Raw genomic sequence first — 16,618 nt, 5'->3', positions numbered from 1 at the left:
GCGGCCTTGCTTACCCGAAGCGGCCAGAAATATCGCGGCACAACCCTCCTCCTTTCCCAACCATCTTCCTAATGAAAAAGCACTTACTTATTCATGGAGCATGCTGCCTGAGTTTTCTGCTTCCGGCCCTGGCCGTGGCTCAGTCGGCAGCAACAGCGACGGTGCCCACGGCCAACCAGCTTCACTCAGCGCCAAACGCAGCCGTCAGCGCCACCTTCAGCCAGGCACTTGGGGTGGGAGCGGCCGCGGCGTTGAAAGTGCATTCGATGCAGCGCGGCGGCATGCGCGCGGGCCATACGGGAGTGGTTAGCACCAACGGGAACACGCTGACTTTTGCGCCTACCTACGGCTTCAGCGCGGGAGAGGTAATCTCTGTGACGGCTATTGCGGGAGTTAAAAACACGGCGGGCCAGGCCATCATCCCCCCGTATAGCTGGCAATTTGTGGTGGCAGCGACGGGCCCGGGGCGCGGCTATTTCAGCACGGGCTCCGACCCCGTATTATTTACCGGGTCGAAGACGATAGTTGCGGGCGATGTCGACAACGACGGAGACATGGATATGCTGTCTGCCAACATCGGCGACCAAACCGTAAACGTCTGCCTCAACAACGGCCAGGGCGTTTTTTCTCTTGCCCCAAGCAACCCCAGTCCCAGCGTCCGAAACAACCCCTACGGCCTGGCTTTGGGTGACCTGGACAACGACGGCGACCTGGATTTTGTGACGGCTAACGTCAATGACCGGTCGGTAAGCGTGCGGCTGAACGACGGCACGGGCAACTTTACCCCGCATCCCCTGCACCCCGAAGTGGCCGTGGCGTATGGGCCCACCGACATTGCTCTGGGCGACCTGGATGGCGACGGCGACCTGGATTTTGTAACTTCCAGCCAGGCCGTATATGGGCGGTTGAGTGTACGCCTCAACAACGGCACGGGCACGTTTGTGGCGGCGGCCGATGTGCAGGTGGGCAGTTCGCCCCAGGGCGTTACGCTGGGCGACATAGACGGCGACGGCGACCTTGACATTGCCGCGGCCAACGTTTCGAGCAACAGCGTGAGCATCCGTGTCAACAACGGCTCGGCCAGTTTTGCGGACCCAACGGTCGGGGCGGAATTGCCCGTGGGCATGTTTCCGGAATTGGTAGTGCTGCGGGATGCCGATGGTGACGGCGATGTCGACCTGTTTACGGCCAATAACCACGATGGCACAGTCAGCCTCCGCCTGAACAATGGGCAGGGCCTGTTTACAGCACCGGCTACCGGCGCCGAAATAACAGTGGGTGGCTACCCGAAAGGCTTGGCCCTGGGCGACGTAGACAGCGACGGCGACATTGACTTGGTAGTCAACACCAATACCATCGCCCTGTATTTCAACGATGGCCAAGGCCTTTTTTCGTCGGCCCCGTACAACGCCATTCCCATTTCCAACGGTTGCGGCGGCAACATCGCGCTGAGTGACCTGGACGGCGACGGCGACCTGGATTTCCTGGGTCCCAATGCAGGTGGCGGCGCCTTCATCCGGCTGAATGGCAGCAGCAGGGTACTGGCCACGGCGCCGGCAAACCAGCCAGAAAGCGCCCTGGTAGTCAGTCCAAATCCGGCACGGTCGGTGCTCCGGGTGGCGGGGCTGGCGGCCCAGTGCCCGGTTTGCCTGTTCGATGTAGCCGGCCGGCTGGTGTACACGCTCCCTTATCCTGGCGACCACGCTCTGCTAACCCTACCGGACGGGCTGCCGCGCGGTTTCTATATCCTCCGTTCCGGCCCGCAGAGCCGGCGGCTGCTGCTGGAATAAATAACCAGGCCCCGGACCTGATAAGTGCATTACTTAATTCAACAAAAAGGCCATTCTGCTGCAGCGGAATGGCCTTTTTGTTGACTCAGGCCGAAGGTTGCTTCGCCTGTTTAGGCAGGGTAATTAATTTGACCTGAAAGGTTTACTTGTACCTTTAGCTAAGCCCGCAACGGGCCGTTTCTAACGCTTCCGTATTCCTACTGACCGGCTTGTTGCCGGAGCTTGCATTCAGACAACAGCATTGGCGCGGATTTTTTCTTTTTTCGACGCATTTTACCGCTGGTTTATTGCCGGGGTGGCCGTAGTGCTGTTGCTTGGCCCGGGCGGCAAGCCGGCCGCTGGCCAGGCCCTGCCGGAAACGCTCGAAGACTCTGTTGCCAAGCTCGACCGCAACTGGCACCGGGGCACTGCCCCCCCGGTGCGCCCATCGGCCCTGAGCCAGCCGGCGCGCGTAGACAGTGTGCGGAACCTGCTGGCGGCCCACCCAAGCCCCGATAGCATGCGGGTGTTGCTACTTACCCATCTGGCCGATGAGATGATGGTAACCGATGTGCGCGCGGCCGGTGCTACGCGCCGCGCGGCCTGCGCGCTGGCCCGCCGCGTTGGCCTGCCCGATTTGCTGGATGAAACCCTGCTCGACCTGGCCGATTACCACATTGCCCTGGCCGAATACGATTCGGCGCGGCCCCTCCTGCGCGAGGCCCAGCGTATTTTCACCCGGCAGCACGACCTGGGCGGGCAAATGCGCTGCCTGGGCCGCCGCGCCCGTATGGCCGACCAGCAGGGCCGCCTGGCCCAAGCGCTCGACTACTGCCTGCGGGCCATGGCCATGAGTTCGACCGGCGACCAGCGCCGCTTTCATACCAGCCTGAAGATTCACGCAGCAAGCCTCTACACCCGGCTGGGCGAGTACGCCACGGCCGACACCTACCTGCGCGAGGCGCTGGATATTGCCCGCCGCTACGAATACCCCGACCGCATCAACCTGATAATGGGCGAATTGGGCGAGCTGGCTCGTCGGCAGGGCCAGTGGGCCAAAGCCCGCCATTACTACCGCCTGAGCATTGCCGTGAGCCGCCAGATTGTGGTGACCGACCAAGCCACGGTGCGGGCCGTACGTTTCCATCTGGCCGATGTGACCGAACGCCTGGGCCAGGGCATCGAAGCACTTAGCCAGGCCCACGCGGCCCTGCGCGAAGCCGTGGCAGCCCACGACGTGCTGCTCGTGCCGCAGCTGCTGGCGCTGCTGGGCCGCACCTGGCTGCACCAAGGCCGCCCCGATAGCGCCGTGGCTTACGCCGAGCGTAGCCGCCAGGCCAGCACCCGGGCGCAATCGCTCGAAGGCCTGCGTGCGGCCTACGAAGTGCTGGCCCGCGCCCAAGCCGCGCGCGGCAACTGGGCCGCGGCCTACCAAAATTACCGCCGCTTCGATACCTACAACGACAGCCTGAACGGCACCGACGTGAGCCGCCGCACGGCCGCCCTGCGCTTCAACCACGCCGCTGCCCAGCACCGCGCCGAACTGGTGCTGCTGGGCCAGCAGCAGGAACTGGCCCGCCTAAAACGGCAACGCCTGGCCGCCGGCCTGCTGGCCCTGGCCTTGGTAGCGGGCAGCGGGGCCGCGGCGCTGCTCTGGCGCTACCGCCAGCACCAGCGCCGCCGCGAAACCGATTTGCGCAACGCCCTGGCCGCCGACCTGCACGACGACGTGGGCACGTTGTTAGGCCAGATTGCCCGGCAGAGCGGCCTGCTGCAGGAAGGCTTGGCCGATACCACCAGCCAGCGCCAGCAGCTAGACGAAATTACCGAAGCCAGCCGCTTGGCCGTGCGGCAGCTCAACGACGTGGTGTGGAGCCTTGATGCTCACAACGACTACCTGCCCAACCTGCTCGACCGCATGCGTGACTATGCCTACGAGGTGATGGGCGTGGCAGGCCTGGAGGCTACATTCGACTTGCCAACGGAATTGCCCGACCAGCGGCTGTCGGTGCTGCTGCGCCGCAACCTCTACCTCATCTACAAAGAGAGCCTGCACAACGTGCTGAAGCATGCCCCCACTGCCACGGCCGTGGCCATAAGCCTGCGCTACGTGGCCAGCAGCCTGCCCCAACTGGTGCTGGAAGTACGCGACAATGGCCAGTTTGGGCCGGAAACTGATACCAGCCGCCGCCCGGGCCACGGCCTGCGCAACATGGCGGCGCGGGCCGAAGCCATGGGCGGCGCCGCCACGGCCGGACCAGTGGCCGGCGGCGGATTCCGGGTGCAGGTAGCCGTGCCGCTGGCGGCCCCGCGTCGTTCGTTCGGACTATAGGGAGGTGACTGACACCCGGCGGCGCCGTGCCGCAAAGTCAGACTGGCAGCGCACCAACATGCAATGCCAGTCTGACTTTGCGGTAGTTTCGGGAAGCAGACAACACCCAAGCAGGTGCTTTTCACGTAGAGCAGCGCAGTATTTCTCTTGCTTCCGCATCCTGCATCATGGCCAAGAAACCCGTTAAACCGAAGAAAGCCACCACCGACCCCACCAAGAAAGCCCGCGTGCACAAAGAGCTCGAAGGCTTTGAGATTGGGGTGAACCCATTGGGCGAAATCACTTCCAACTACAGCATCGAGCAGATTAACCAGTTTCTGGGCCGCCACGTGCGCGACAAAAAGCTGGTGGACCGCGCCGGCCAGTTTGGCGAAAAACCAGGGGCTGGCGAAACCGAAGACGACGCCTTCCCCATAGAAGACGGTCACCAGGAAGTAGAAGAAACCGACGAGGATTTCATCAAGCGCACCAGCCGCGAAGCCAAGCGCAAAAAAACGGTAGAAGACCCCGAAAAGGAAGCCGCCGAAACCCGCAGCGAGCTACCGCAGGACGAGTAGCGGTTGCTCGCTGCTACTAGGGCTCACAGCGTGCTTGTGGTCCCCACCCGCAGCCCTTTTTCAAAAGATTCTACTTTGATAAGCTGGCCGTTGGAATAGGTTTCGACGCGGCTGCGCTTGTTGTGCTCAAATATTTCGACTTGGGTGAGCTGGCCTTTCTCGTAGGTTTCGGCCCGGGTAATAGCGCCGTCGACGTAGGTCTGCACCGCCGAAACCTGCCCGTCGGGTTCGTAGCTCGTCCAAGTGCCGTACCAGTAAAAGCGCGGGGCCTTGCCCCGGCCGGTTACCCACTGGGCGGGGCCGCGCCGGGCCAGCTGGCCGCCCGGGTGCCAATAGCTTACCTCGCAGTAACCGTCCTGGCTATAGGTTTCGGTGCGGTCGAGCTTGCCCGTGGGGTCGTAGTATTGAAACGTTTTCACCGGCCGCCCGTGGCGGTAGCGCCCGGCCGTGTAGGGCTGCTTTTTGGCATCGTCGTAATAAGTACGCCAACGGCCGGTTTCGAGGCCGTGCCGGTCGAAACGGTTGGTTTTCCAGAACGCCCAGGCGGGCGGAGCCGTGGCAAAACGCGAGTTGGCGCAGCTGCCAAGTAAGGCACTGACAACGAGCAGCAGCAGCAAGTGAGAAGCACGCATAGCGGGAAAGGAAAAAGGTTGAACTATAAAGTTAGTTGAAAGATATTTCCCCAACGCACCCGCCCGGAAATATTGTGCCGGCCACCTGTTCAGCTCAAAAAATAGCCTGTTGCCTATATCTTTGGCCACGCCAACTCCCTCGCCAGCTTATGCTATGACCTCGCACGACGTTGATTACCGCATTCTGGGCTCCGACATTCAGGTGCTCGAAATTGAGCTCGACCCCAACGAAACCGTGATTGCCGAGGCCGGGGCCATGGTGTACATGGAAGAAGCCATCGCCTTCGAAACCAAGATGGGCGACGGTTCCGAGCCCGAGCAGGGCTTTATGGGCAAGCTGTTTTCGGCCGGCACCCGGTTGCTTACCGGCGAGTCGCTGTTTCTCACGCATTTCACGCACCGCGGCAGCTACGGCAAAAGCAAGGTGGCTTTTTCGGCCCCCTACCCCGGCACCATCATCCCGATTAACCTGCGCGACATGCCGCAGGGCCTCATTGTGCAGAAGGACGGGTTTCTGGCCGCCGCGCGGGGCACCAAAATCAGCCTGCACTTCAACCAGAAGTTCGGGGCTGGCTTTTTTGGCGGCGAAGGCTTCATCCTGCAAAAGCTCACTGGCGACGGCAAAGCCTTTGTACACGCCGGCGGCACCATCATCGAAAAGCGGCTAAACAACGAGCTGTTGCGCGTAGATACCGGCTGCGTGGTGGCCTTCGAGCCGGGCATCGACTTTAGCGTGGCCCGGGCCGGCGGCCTCAAATCCATGATATTCGGAGGCGAGGGGCTGCTGCTGGCCACGCTGCGCGGCACCGGCCGCGTGTGGCTGCAATCCATGCCCGTCAAAAAACTTATTCAGGCGCTGTCGCCAATGGGTGGCAATGCCCAGAAGGAGAGCGGCGGCGTATTGGGAGGCCTGCTCGGCGGCATGCTCGATGAGTAGCGCTTCCGGCCAGCTTACTGCAGCGACTCGACCGGGGCTGGGGCCTGCGCTTCGCGGTCGGACCAACTCTTAATTGCTGCGCCTACTGCCACTAAAAGCAATACTCCTGCTACAATAGCCACCCGAATCAGAAATTTATGGTCGGCATTTTCGTCGTGCTTGCGACGGGCCATTTCGCGGCGCTGGCTGCGGGTTTTGTACGGCCGTTGGTAGGCCGATTTCTGGCTGGCCGAAACTTCAGTAGTCGAAGGCATACAATGCAGGACGGGTGGGAAAAAGAAGAACGGTGTAATTATTACGGTAATATTACTTATTCAGATTGCATTGTTTATAATAAATCTACTAATGGCCCAAACAACTGGCTAAATGCCACATTGTAGCCGTTAAGTGGCCGAGCTTACGCAAGGCTACCGGTTGGGCGCGCCAGGGGTGGCCGCCGTTTGCAGCACCGCCTCCAGCACCTCGCGTGAGTTGAGCAAGCGCGGCACTTTGTGCTGCCCGCCCAGCTTGCCCTGCCGGGCCAGCCAGGCTTCGAACGTGCCGGCGGGCACCGCGTGCAGGCGCGGCGGGGCCAGGGCCAGGCCCCGGTGGCGCTTGGCAGCGTAGTCGGAATTGAGCTCGCCCAGCGTGGCATCGAGCACGGCCCCGAAGCGGGCCAGGTCGGGCACCGCGTCGCCCACAAACTCTACCGCCCATTCGTGGCCGCCCCGTGAGGTGGCGCTGTCGGCCGCAAACCATACCGGCGCGGCCGTAAAGTCGCGCACTGCCGCGTGGGTGGCCCGGCAGGCGGCAGCCACGGCCGCCTCGGCATTCTCAATCACCACTTCTTCGCCAAATGCGTTGAGGAAGTGCTTGGTACGTCCCGTGATGCGGACCCGGTAGGGCGCCAGCGAAGTGAAGCGCACGGTGTCGCCCACCACGTAGCGCCACAGCCCAGCGTTGGTACTGATAACCAAAGCATAGGGTCGGCCCAGCGCTACTTCGGCCAGCGGTACGGCTTGCGGCTCTGGCGCGGCCCACTGGTCGGCGGGCAGAAACTCGTAGTAAATGCCGTGGTCGAGCAGCAGCAGCAGGTCTTCGGTTTCGGGCTGGTCCTGCAGGGCAAAGTAGCCTTCCGAAGCGTTGTAGATTTCGAGGTAGCGCATGCGCGCATCCGGAATCAGCTGGCCAAACAGCTCACGGTAGGGCCCAAACGCCACTGCGCCGTGCAGAAACAACCGCAACTGCGGCCACACCTGCCCGATGTGCTCGGCCCCGGCCAGGGCCACTACGCGACGCAGCAGCACCACCATCCAGGTAGGCACGCCGGCCAGCACGCGCACATCCTGGCGCAGCACGTGGCGGGCAATGCGCTCAATCTTTTCTTCCCACTCCCCGAGCAGTGCCAGGGGCAGCGGCGGCGTGCGCAGCCCTTCGGCCCAGCCCGGCAGCTGCGCCATGATGACGGCCGACACATCGCCGGCCCGCGCCGCCGGCTCCGAGGGCCGGAACGGGTTGGGGCCCAGCGCGCCGCCCAGCGAAAGGGTTTTGCCAGCCAGCAGCCGCTCCTGCGGGTAGAGGTAGGTGCTCAAGGCCAGCATGTCGCGCCCGGCACGGTAGTGGCCGTGGTGCAGGGCTTCCTTCGTCACGGGGATAAACTTGCTGCGGGCGTTGGTGGTGCCGCTGCTTTTGGCAAACCACTGCGGCCGGCCGGGCCAGAGTACGTCGGCCTGGCCGCGCAGCACTTTTTCCAGCTCGGGGTAGAGCTGCTCGTAGGTGCTCACGGGCACGCGCCGGGCAAATTCTGCCGCACTCAGCCGCTCGCCGTAGCTGTAGCGCCGGCCCCAGTCGGTGCGTTGTGCCCGGGCCAGCAGCCCCCGCAGCAGGTGCGCCTGCGCCTCGTGCGGCTGCGCCCGAATGCGCGCCAGCCGGGGCAAGCTGCCGAGCTGCACGGCGCGGGCAATAAGCTGGTCGAGCATTTATTTGGATTGGATGAAGCGGGCACAAAAGAACGTCATACTGAGCTTGCCAAAGCATCTCTGCCGCGAGAGTAATTCGTTTACTGTTGCACGCGAGATGCTTCGACTGCGCTCAGCATAACGTTCTCTTCTACCAGCTTACTTCTTACACATTGCGCTTAAGCTCGAAATTCTTGCCCAGGTACACGCGGCGCACGGTTTCGTCGCCGGCCAGCTCTTCGGCGGTACCGGCTTTCAACAGCTTGCCTTCGAAGAGCAGGTAGGCGCGGTCGACGATGCTGAGGGTGGAGTTTACGTCGTGGTCGGTGATGAGCACGCCAATGCCGCGGTGCTTGAGCTTGGCCACAATGCCCTGAATTTCTTCGGTGGCAATGGGGTCGACGCCGGCAAAGGGCTCATCAAGCAGTACGAATTTGGGGTCGACGGCCAGGGCGCGGGCAATTTCGGTGCGGCGGCGCTCGCCGCCGCTCAGCACTTTGCCCAGGTTTTTGCGCACGTGGCCCAAGCTAAATTCTTCGAGCAATTCCTCGACCTTGGCTTGGCGGGCATCCTTTTTCATGCTCGTCATTTCGAGCACGGCCATGATGTTTTCCTCCACGCTCAGGTCGCGGAACACGCTGGCCTCCTGGGCCAGGTAGCCCACGCCCAGCCGCGCCCGCTGGTAGATGGGCATGGTCGTAATCTCGGTGCTGTCGAGGTAAATGCGGCCGCTGTTGGGCTTCACCATGCCCACCATCATGTAGAAGCAGGTGGTTTTGCCGGCCCCGTTGGGCCCGAGCAGGCCCACGATTTCGCCCTGTCCTACGGTCACCGACATGTCGTTGACGACGGTGCGGGCTTTGTATTTTTTAACGAGATGGTCGGCGCGAAGAATCATGTGAGCAAAGGTAAGGCGCGGGCCGGAGGCAGCCCGCCGCGAAAGCAAACGCAATCGGCTGCACATTTATTCGGCACGCCGAGTAGTTGACTTGAATTTTTCCGCTACTTTTAGGCTCACAACTAACCCACCACCACTCTTTTTAGATTATGACGGTAAAAACACTACTCCTCGCGGGGGGCGCGCTGCTGGTCAGCGCGTCGGCGGCGTCCGCCAGCGGCTTCCAGGTGAACCTGGGCGGGCAAAAGAACATCGGCATGGGCGGAGTAGGCGTAGGCTTGTCGCTCGACCAGGCCGCCATGTTCTACAACCCCGGTGCGCTGGCCATGGTGCGCGAAAACGGCGTGCAGGTAGGCGTGAACGCCGCTATTGCCCGCGTTAGCTACAGCAGCCAATACGGTGGCGACCAGACCGGCATCGACCACAAAGTGGTGACGCCGTTCAACTTCTACGCTGGCTTCGGCCCTAAAGAAGGCAAGTTCAAGGCGGGCATCGCCGTGTACACGCCCTACGGCAGCACCCTGAAATACAACGACAACTGGGACGGCCGCTACGCCCTCACCGAAATCACGCTGCAATCCATCTACGTACAGCCCACGGCCTCGTTCGCCATCACCCCGACCCTGAGCGTGGGCGCGGGCCTGACGATTCTGGCCTACGGCAACGTGAACCTGCAGAAGGACCTGCCCCTGCCCACCGGCAACGGCCACATCACCCTCGATGGCAAAGCCAAAACCCAGTTCGGCTACAACGTGGGCATTTTCTTCAAGCCCACCGACAAGCTGAGCGCCGGCGTGAGCTACCGCTCGCGCATCAACGCCGAAGTGGAAAGCGGCGACGTGACCTACTCGGGCCTGCCCACGGGAGCCAGCGCGGCCACCGTCAACCGCGGCTTCACGGCCAACAAATTTTCGGCTACCCTGCCGCTGCCGGCCGTGGCCAGCGTGGGCGTGGGCATTACGCCAACCGACAAGCTGACCATTGGCCTCGATGCTTCGCTGACTTTCTGGAGCGCCTACCGCTCGCTCGACTTTGCCTTTAGCGGCAACAACGGCAACGGCACCACCGATGGCCTGGTTGGCGGCAACACCACCAGCTCTTCGAAGCGCTACTACCAGGATGCACTGGCTTTCCGGGTGGGCGGCCAGTACAAGGTGAGCGACAAGCTGGCCGTGCGCGCTGGCGCGAGCTACGACTTCACGGCGGTGAAAGACGGCTACGTGGGCCCCGAAACGCCCGATGCTGACCGCGTGATTCTGACGGCTGGCCTGAGCTACCAGGTAACCGAGCACCTCGGCGTGGATGCGTCGTTCCTGTTCGAGGATTTCCTCAAGCGCACCCAGACCCAGGCCCAGTTGCTCGACAACGGCACCACCGACCGCGTGGCCGGCACCTACAAAACCCAGGTGTACGTGCCCGGCATCGGCCTGCACTACAAGTTCTAATTCCTCCCACCCGACTTTAGACTCTTTTCGATATGAACCTGCTTATTAACCGTACCACGCCGGCGCTTGCCCTGTTGGGCCTGGGCCTGGCCGGCTGCCAGCCCGACATCGATGCCCCAACGGCTTCGACCGGCTCGGCCAACTTCTCCAGCTACGTGGCCGTGGGCAACTCGCTCACCTCGGGCTATTCCGATGGTGGCCTTTACAACGAGGCACAGTCTGCTTCCTACCCGGCCCTGCTGGCCCAGCAGTTTGCCAAAACCGGCAAAGGCCCCGCCAACTTTGTGCAGCCCTCGTTTTCGGCCGCCAAGAAGGACGGCTCGGGCTACATCAAGCTACTGCTGGTAAACGGAGCGCTGACCCCCGTGCAGCCCACGCCGCCGCCCAGCACCACCAACCCGAATGGCAACAGCTACCTCGGCGAGGCGGTCGCTTTTACGGGCAACAAACTGGCCGGTTCGGGCCAGGACGAGCTCGAAGCTTACAGCGGCAACCAGCCCGACAACTTGGGTGTGCCCGGCATTTCGGTCCTGAGCGCCGATAAAACGGCTTCCTCGACCGGAGTAGCGGCCATTGACGCGGCTACCCGCGGGGCCGCCGCGGCCTACGGCATTATCAATCCCTTCTACCAACGCCTGCTGCCCGCGGCCGACCGCGGCACGAAGGACTACGTGACGTACATCGGCCAGAAGTCGGCCACATTCTTCACCTGCTGGATGGGCAACAACGATGTGCTGACTTACGCCACCAACGGTGCCGTAGTCGATGCCGCTAACCCGTTCAGCGGGCTCACCGACACCACCAGCTTCGGCAAGGGCTACCGTAACATCGTGGCCACGATTTCGAAGAATGGCACGGTGGGCGGCGTGTGCGCCAACATTCCGAACGTAACCGGCATTCCGTATTTCAACACGGTAACGGTAGCGGCCGTAGCGGCCGCTTTCAAGGCCCAGAACGCTGCTTCGCCCGGGGTATTCATCTCGGTAGCCGGCACCACGCCGGTGCGCTTGGCCACTTCGGCCGACTTGCTGACGCTTACGGCCCAGGCTTACATTGCCGCTACCGGGGCAGGCAGTACGCCAACCAACCCGCTGCCCAGCAAATATGTGCTCGATGCTGCCGAAGTAACGACGGTAATCAACCGAACCAATCAGTTAAACGCCATCATCGCCAAAACCGCTCGTCAGAACAAAGTAGCGTTGGCCGACATGAACACGTTCTTCAACACCATCTCGCAATCGGGATTTGTGACGAGCACCGTGAACAACAGCGCGACGTTTGCTTCGGGCAACCTGTTCAGCCTCGATGGCGTGCATCCCACGCCCCGTGGCTACGCGGTGGTAGCCAACGAGTTCATCCGGGTTATCAACGATTTCTACCGCGCGTCGGTACCGACCGTGAACCCGAACAACTACCGCGGGGCCGTGTTCCCGCAATAGTTAGGCGCGGCGCCTTCAGGCGAATGCGAAAGCAAAAAGCCCCTTCTCCGGCCGGAGAAGGGGCTTTTTTATGCGGCAACGCGAATGCTGGCCGCATCAAGCCGTTTGACCAGCCAAGTGCGCGGCAATCAGTTGCGCGTGGTGACGGCCGTTTTCGATGAACCAGCGGCTGGTGGCCCGGCCGCCGCACACGGTGCCAGCCACGAACAGGCCGGGCCGGGTGGTCTGGTGGGTGGCGGGGTCGAAGAGCGGGGCGCAGGCTTCGTCGTCGGGGTCGGGCTGCACGCCGAGGCGGCCAAGCAGGGCTTCGTCGGGGTGGTAGCCGGTGAGGGCGTACACGAAATCGGTGGGAACACGCAGCGGGCCGTCGGGCGTGAGCACTTCGATGGCCTCCGGCGTAATGGCGGTGACGGTGGTGTTGAAGTGCGCCGTGATGCGGCCCTCGGCAATGCGGTTGACGAGGTCGGGACGAATCCAGTATTTCACGGAATCACTGACCGCCGGGCCGCGCACGATGAGCGTGACCTTGGCGCCGGCGCGGGTCATTTGCAGCGCAGCTTTGGCCGAGGAGTTTTTGGCCCCGATGACGACGACGTTTTGCAGCACGTGCTGATAGGGCTCTTTGTAATAATGACTGACGTGCGGCAGGTCTTCGCCGGGCACGCCCAGCAGGTTGGGCAAATCGTAGAAGCCGGTGGCCACGATGACGTTGCGGGTTGGGATTTCGCCCTTGCTGGTGGTGATGATGAAATTGCCCTGCTCGCCCTCAAGCTTCAGCACCTTTTCGTGCAGGCGGACGTCGAGCTTTTCGTCGCGAGCCACGCGTTGGTAGTAGTCGAGGGCGTCTTCGCGCAGGGGCTTGTAGTGCGCCGTTGGGAAGGGGTAACCACCGATTTCGAGCAGCTCGGGCGTGGAAAAAAACTCCATATTAGTGGGGTAGCCCACCAGAGAATTGACCAGCGCGCCCTTTTCGATGATGGCCACTTTGAGGCCTTTGCGCTGGGTTTCGAGGGCGCAGGCGAGGCCCACGGGGCCGGCTCCGATGATGAGAACGTCGAGCATGAGAATCTTGGGCGAAGTAGCGCGAACTTTGTAGCTCGCGTCCTCGCGTTGTTGTTACGAAAATGAGCGTGCAGCAACGCGAACTACAAAGTTCGCGCTACAGCCATGCGTACCTGCGACTTGTGCGGCAGCACCGATTTTAAGAAGCTGCCCTTTTACTACGAATTTGAAGGCCAGCGGCTGCAAGGCACCCAGTGCCGCAGCTGCGCCCTGATGTTCCTCGACCCCCAGCCCACGCCCGCGCAGCTGGAACGGCTCTACGGCAAAGACTATTTCACCGAGCGCCCCAACTACGACCGCACGCAACAGGAAGTCGTGTTCATCGAGGAAGGCCAGAAGCAGGCTGCGTTAAACCAGGTTCGGCCCGACAAGTTCACAAACTACATTCTGGCCAAGTACCCCGGCCGCAAGTTCCGCTACCTCGACGTGGGCTGCGGCCCCGGCTACACCCTCAAAAGCCTGGAGGCGCTGGGCTGGGAAGCTCACGGCCTGGAAATATCGGAGCACGCCGCCGACTTCGCCCGCCGCGAGCTGCACCTGCCCGTCGTCACGGGCAACATCGAAACCACAGAGGATTTCCACGAAAACCAGTTCGACCTTGCCTACATGGGCGACGTGCTGGAACACCTGCTGTCGCCCAGCGCCACGCTGGCCAAGTTTCACCGCATTCTGGAGCCGGGCGGGCTGCTGGTGCTGGCCCTGCCGGCCACGCTGAACCTGCCCACCGTTCGCCTGGGCTTCGCGGCCTACGGCGCGCTGGGCAAGGAGCGCAAGATGGACATTCCGCCCTATCACCTGTTTGAGTTCACGCCCGCTACCATCACCAAAATGCTCAAGAAGCAGGGTTTTGAAGTGGTAGAGCTGCTAAATCCGGTTAAGCCGCCGAAGAACATTCGCCTGGGCGGCAGCGTGGTGGAGAAGGTGAGCAAGCTGGCCGGGCAATACCCCACCTACTACCTGAACAAGCTGACCGGCCGGTTTGGCGACCGCATGTTCGTAGTGGCGCGGAACGTGAAGTAGCGCGAACCAGCAGATAAAAAAGAACGTCATGCTGAGCTTGTCGAAGCATCTCTACCGTGCGAGTAATTATTTACTCCCTCGGTAGAGATGCTTCGACAAGCTCAGCATGACGTTCTGGTTTTCAGACGTCTGCCTACAATTACAGCAGCTCGGTGCTGCGCTTCACGAAGGCCGTGAGGGCCTCGCCTTTCAGCAGGCCCTGGGCCAGCAATGCGAGGTCGAAGGCTTGCTTGGCGAGCTTATCGCCGCCGTCGGCCAGCACTTTGGTTACCAGCGGGTGGTTGGCGTTCACGGTCACGTCGTACGACTCGGGGAAGGCGCCGAACATCTGCATGCCGCCTCCGCCGCCGGTGCGCTGCATGTCCTTCATGCGGCGCATAAACTCGTTTTGGGTGATGACCACCGGGGCATCCTGGGGCGAGAGGGCGGCCACTTTCACGTGCATGGCCGGGTTGGCAATTGCCGTGGTGAAGGTTTCCTCCAGCTTCTTGGTGTCGTCCTCGGTCAATACGCTTTCGGTGGCATCGTCCTTCTCAATGAGCTTGCTCACCGTGTCGGCATCTACGCGCTTGAAGCTGGTTTTTTCCAGCTTCTGCTCCAGCTGGCCCACGAAGTGCGGGTCGAGCACCTGGTCGAAGTTCAGCACGTCGTAGCCCCGCTCCTGGGCGGCCGCCACGAAGCTGTGCTGGTGCTCGGCGTCGTTGGTGTAAAGCACCACGGTGTTGCCGTTCTTGTCCTGCTGGTTGGCCTGGATATGTTCCGTGTACTCGTTGAGGGTGAACAGCTTGCCGTCCACATTTTTCAGCAGCACGAAGTCTTTGGCCTTCTCGTAGAACTTCTCGTCGCTCAGCATGCCGTACTTCACAAACATGCCGATGTCGCCCCATTTCTCCTCGTAGCCGGCGCGGTCCTGCTTGAACAGGCTGCTCAGCTTATCGGCGACTTTTTTGGTGATGTAGGTGTTGATTTTGCGCACTGCGGCGTCGGCCTGCAGGAAGCTGCGCGACACGTTCAGCGGAATGTCCGGCGAGTCGATGACGCCGTGCAGCAACATCAGGAACTCAGGTACCACGTCCTTCACCTCGTCGGTGATGAACACCTGACGCGAGTAGAGTTGAATCTTGTTGCGCGAGAACTGCAGCTCATCCTTCACTTTCGGGAAGTACAGAATACCCGTCAGGTTGAACGGATAGTCCACGTTCAGGTGAATCCAGAACAGGGGCTCGTCCATGCTCATGGGGTACAGCTCCTGGTAGAATTTCTTGTAGTCCTCGTCGGTCAGTTCGCTCGGCTGCTTGGTCCAGATGGGCGTGGTCTGGTTGATAACCTCGCCTTCAAACTCAATCGGAATGGGCAGGAACTTGCAGTACTTAGTGAGGATGGTGCGCAGCCGGGCTTCCTCCAGAAACTCGTCGGAATCTTCGGCCACGTGCAGCACCACGTCGGTGCCGCGCTCGGCCTTGGCGTGCTCGCCGGTGGGCTCGTCGAGGGTGAATTGCGTGCTACCGTCGCAAATCCAGTGCGCCGTCAGGGTGTCGTCTTTGTACGACTTCGACCAGATTTCGACTTCCTTCGCCACCATGAAGGCGGAGTAGAAGCCTAAGCCGAACTGACCGATAATCTGGTCTTTAGCGTTGGCGTCCTTCTCCTTGTATTGCTCCACAAACTCGGTGGCGCCGCTGAAGGCAATCTGGTTGATGTACTTCTTGATTTCTTCGGCCGTCATGCCCAGGCCGTGGTCGGAAATCGTGATTTTGCGGGCTTCCTTGTCCACGGTCACGCGCACTTTCAGTTCGCCCAGGTCGCCCTGGTACTCGCCCAGCTGGGCCAGGCTTTTCAGCTTCTGGGTAGCATCGACGGCGTTCGAAACCAACTCCCGCAGGAAGATTTCGTGGTCGGAATACAAGAACTTCTTGATAATCGGGAAGATGTTCTCGGTGTGGATGGAGATGGAGCCGGTTTCTTGCATGGTATAAGTTGGAAACGGTTGAATACAGACGGAATGGCCGGGCGCAGGGGCACCGGCCACGGCTTGCCTGGCTTTCAAAGGACGTTCCAAGGGGTAATTGGCTGTCAAGTTGACAGCGGGGAGTTACAGCGGCTCGGACTGGTGCCGGGGCGTGAGGTCTTCGGGGGCGTGCACGGCGTCCCACTCGGCCATTACCTCGGGCAGGCGGGGCGAGAAGTCGCTGAGCCAGCGCATGCCCGAAGCCGCATTCGGGAAAAACTGAATGTCGAACTTGATAAACGGCCGCACCAGCGCCAGCATCGACTCGATGGCCAGCTGGTTGTGCACGCGGTGGCGGTTGTTGATGAGCACCACGCGCTGCAGGGGCAGCTTCACGATGCCGGGCATCCAGTTGGCCCCCAGCCACACCTGGTCATACACCGAAATGTCGGGGAAGGTGTTCATGTTGAGCAGCAGGTTGTGCATGCCCAGCTCGCGGTCGAGGCACAGCAGCTGCGTGGCGCTGGCGCGCAGGTTGCGGGTGTCGTCGCCCGCCGCCCACTCTACGCGCAACAAGCTCAATTCCTCGTCGTACTGTAGGGAAAAATCAGGAATTGAGGTAATTATCACAAGAATTCACAG

14 protein-coding genes are annotated in these 16,618 nt (G+C 61.8%); 7 read left to right on the top strand and 7 right to left on the bottom strand.

What is annotated here, in order from left to right:
* The first annotated feature begins 71 nt into the window (after window positions 1-71).
* From MON38_RS13220 to MON38_RS13210, 3 genes are all read left to right on the top strand, one after another.
* Window positions 72-1,790, top strand: coding sequence for an FG-GAP-like repeat-containing protein (locus tag MON38_RS13220; protein ID WP_241936647.1), 1,719 nt, complete (start codon window positions 72-74; stop codon window positions 1,788-1,790).
* A gap of 295 nt (window positions 1,791-2,085) precedes the next feature.
* Window positions 2,086-4,101, top strand: a complete 2,016-nt coding sequence (locus tag MON38_RS13215) for a tetratricopeptide repeat-containing sensor histidine kinase (protein ID WP_241936646.1) — start codon at window positions 2,086-2,088, stop codon at window positions 4,099-4,101.
* Window positions 4,102-4,268: 167 nt separating this feature from the next.
* Window positions 4,269-4,658: a hypothetical protein gene (locus MON38_RS13210; RefSeq protein ID WP_241936645.1), complete on the top strand. Its 390-nt coding sequence runs from the start codon at window positions 4,269-4,271 to the stop codon at window positions 4,656-4,658.
* 23 nt (window positions 4,659-4,681) lie between these two features.
* Here MON38_RS13210 and MON38_RS13205 read toward each other — a convergent pair whose 3' ends face one another.
* A complete protein-coding gene (locus tag MON38_RS13205) occupies window positions 4,682-5,290 on the bottom strand; it encodes a toxin-antitoxin system YwqK family antitoxin (protein WP_241936644.1) in 609 nt (202 codons plus the stop codon).
* Between the two features lie 154 nt (window positions 5,291-5,444).
* Between MON38_RS13205 and MON38_RS13200 the strand changes: the two genes are divergently transcribed.
* Window positions 5,445-6,227, top strand: coding sequence for a TIGR00266 family protein (locus MON38_RS13200; RefSeq protein ID WP_241936643.1), 783 nt, complete (start codon window positions 5,445-5,447; stop codon window positions 6,225-6,227).
* A 14-nt stretch (window positions 6,228-6,241) separates the two neighbouring features.
* Here the strand turns inward: MON38_RS13200 and MON38_RS13195 are convergent, their stop codons facing one another.
* From MON38_RS13195 to lptB, 3 genes are all read right to left on the bottom strand, one after another.
* Window positions 6,242-6,481 carry a hypothetical protein gene (locus MON38_RS13195; RefSeq protein WP_241936642.1) on the bottom strand — a complete coding sequence of 80 codons (240 nt, stop codon included), beginning with the start codon at window positions 6,479-6,481 and terminating at the stop codon, window positions 6,242-6,244.
* Window positions 6,482-6,634: 153 nt separating this feature from the next.
* Window positions 6,635-8,185 carry a GH3 auxin-responsive promoter family protein gene (locus tag MON38_RS13190; RefSeq protein WP_241936641.1) on the bottom strand — a complete coding sequence of 517 codons (1,551 nt, stop codon included), beginning with the start codon at window positions 8,183-8,185 and terminating at the stop codon, window positions 6,635-6,637.
* 145 nt (window positions 8,186-8,330) lie between these two features.
* Window positions 8,331-9,062: an LPS export ABC transporter ATP-binding protein gene (gene lptB, locus MON38_RS13185; RefSeq protein ID WP_241936640.1), complete on the bottom strand. Its 732-nt coding sequence runs from the start codon at window positions 9,060-9,062 to the stop codon at window positions 8,331-8,333.
* Window positions 9,063-9,211: 149 nt separating this feature from the next.
* Here lptB and MON38_RS13180 point away from each other — a divergent pair, with 149 nt between their 5' ends.
* A complete protein-coding gene (locus MON38_RS13180; protein WP_241936639.1) occupies window positions 9,212-10,507 on the top strand; it encodes an OmpP1/FadL family transporter in 1,296 nt (431 codons plus the stop codon).
* A 32-nt stretch (window positions 10,508-10,539) separates the two neighbouring features.
* A complete protein-coding gene (locus tag MON38_RS13175; protein WP_241936638.1) occupies window positions 10,540-11,946 on the top strand; it encodes an SGNH/GDSL hydrolase family protein in 1,407 nt (468 codons plus the stop codon).
* 96 nt (window positions 11,947-12,042) lie between these two features.
* Here the strand turns inward: MON38_RS13175 and MON38_RS13170 are convergent, their stop codons facing one another.
* Complete coding sequence (locus tag MON38_RS13170; RefSeq protein ID WP_241936637.1) at window positions 12,043-13,008, bottom strand: YpdA family putative bacillithiol disulfide reductase; 966 nt, start codon at window positions 13,006-13,008, stop codon at window positions 12,043-12,045.
* A gap of 105 nt (window positions 13,009-13,113) precedes the next feature.
* Between MON38_RS13170 and MON38_RS13165 the strand changes: the two genes are divergently transcribed.
* The gene (locus MON38_RS13165) at window positions 13,114-14,028 is read left to right on the top strand and encodes a class I SAM-dependent methyltransferase (RefSeq protein ID WP_241936636.1); all 915 of its coding nucleotides are present in this window, start codon (window positions 13,114-13,116) and stop codon (window positions 14,026-14,028) included.
* Window positions 14,029-14,167: 139 nt separating this feature from the next.
* Here MON38_RS13165 and htpG read toward each other — a convergent pair whose 3' ends face one another.
* Both htpG and MON38_RS13155 read right to left on the bottom strand, forming a co-directional pair.
* Window positions 14,168-15,997 (bottom strand): molecular chaperone HtpG, encoded by a 1,830-nt coding sequence (gene htpG, locus MON38_RS13160; protein WP_241936635.1) that lies wholly within the window; start codon window positions 15,995-15,997, stop codon window positions 14,168-14,170.
* A 123-nt stretch (window positions 15,998-16,120) separates the two neighbouring features.
* The gene (locus tag MON38_RS13155) at window positions 16,121-16,606 is read right to left on the bottom strand and encodes a hypothetical protein (protein ID WP_241936634.1); all 486 of its coding nucleotides are present in this window, start codon (window positions 16,604-16,606) and stop codon (window positions 16,121-16,123) included.
* Window positions 16,607-16,618 lie beyond the last annotated feature (12 nt).

Origin of the sequence: Hymenobacter cyanobacteriorum, assembly GCF_022631375.1 — a bacterium.
Classification (GTDB): domain Bacteria; phylum Bacteroidota; class Bacteroidia; order Cytophagales; family Hymenobacteraceae; genus Hymenobacter; species Hymenobacter cyanobacteriorum.
This window is presented reverse-complemented; position numbering and strand designations above follow the sequence as displayed.

Excerpts from the sequence above, each read along its gene's own strand:
- MON38_RS13170 (WP_241936637.1), bottom strand. The coding sequence starts at position 13,008 with ATGCTCGACGTTCTCATCATCGGAGCCGGCCCCGTGGGCCTCGCCTGC.
- MON38_RS13180 (WP_241936639.1), top strand. The coding sequence starts at position 9,212 with ATGACGGTAAAAACACTACTCCTCGCGGGGGGCGCGCTGCTGGTCAGC.
- MON38_RS13190 (WP_241936641.1), bottom strand. The coding sequence starts at position 8,185 with ATGCTCGACCAGCTTATTGCCCGCGCCGTGCAGCTCGGCAGCTTGCCC.
- htpG (WP_241936635.1), bottom strand. The coding sequence starts at position 15,997 with ATGCAAGAAACCGGCTCCATCTCCATCCACACCGAGAACATCTTCCCG.
- MON38_RS13195 (WP_241936642.1), bottom strand. The coding sequence starts at position 6,481 with ATGCCTTCGACTACTGAAGTTTCGGCCAGCCAGAAATCGGCCTACCAA.
- MON38_RS13175 (WP_241936638.1), top strand. The coding sequence starts at position 10,540 with ATGAACCTGCTTATTAACCGTACCACGCCGGCGCTTGCCCTGTTGGGC.
- lptB (WP_241936640.1), bottom strand. The coding sequence starts at position 9,062 with ATGATTCTTCGCGCCGACCATCTCGTTAAAAAATACAAAGCCCGCACC.
- MON38_RS13205 (WP_241936644.1), bottom strand. The coding sequence starts at position 5,290 with ATGCGTGCTTCTCACTTGCTGCTGCTGCTCGTTGTCAGTGCCTTACTT.
- MON38_RS13210 (WP_241936645.1), top strand. The coding sequence starts at position 4,269 with ATGGCCAAGAAACCCGTTAAACCGAAGAAAGCCACCACCGACCCCACC.
- MON38_RS13200 (WP_241936643.1), top strand. The coding sequence starts at position 5,445 with ATGACCTCGCACGACGTTGATTACCGCATTCTGGGCTCCGACATTCAG.
- MON38_RS13165 (WP_241936636.1), top strand. The coding sequence starts at position 13,114 with ATGCGTACCTGCGACTTGTGCGGCAGCACCGATTTTAAGAAGCTGCCC.
- MON38_RS13220 (WP_241936647.1), top strand. The coding sequence starts at position 72 with ATGAAAAAGCACTTACTTATTCATGGAGCATGCTGCCTGAGTTTTCTG.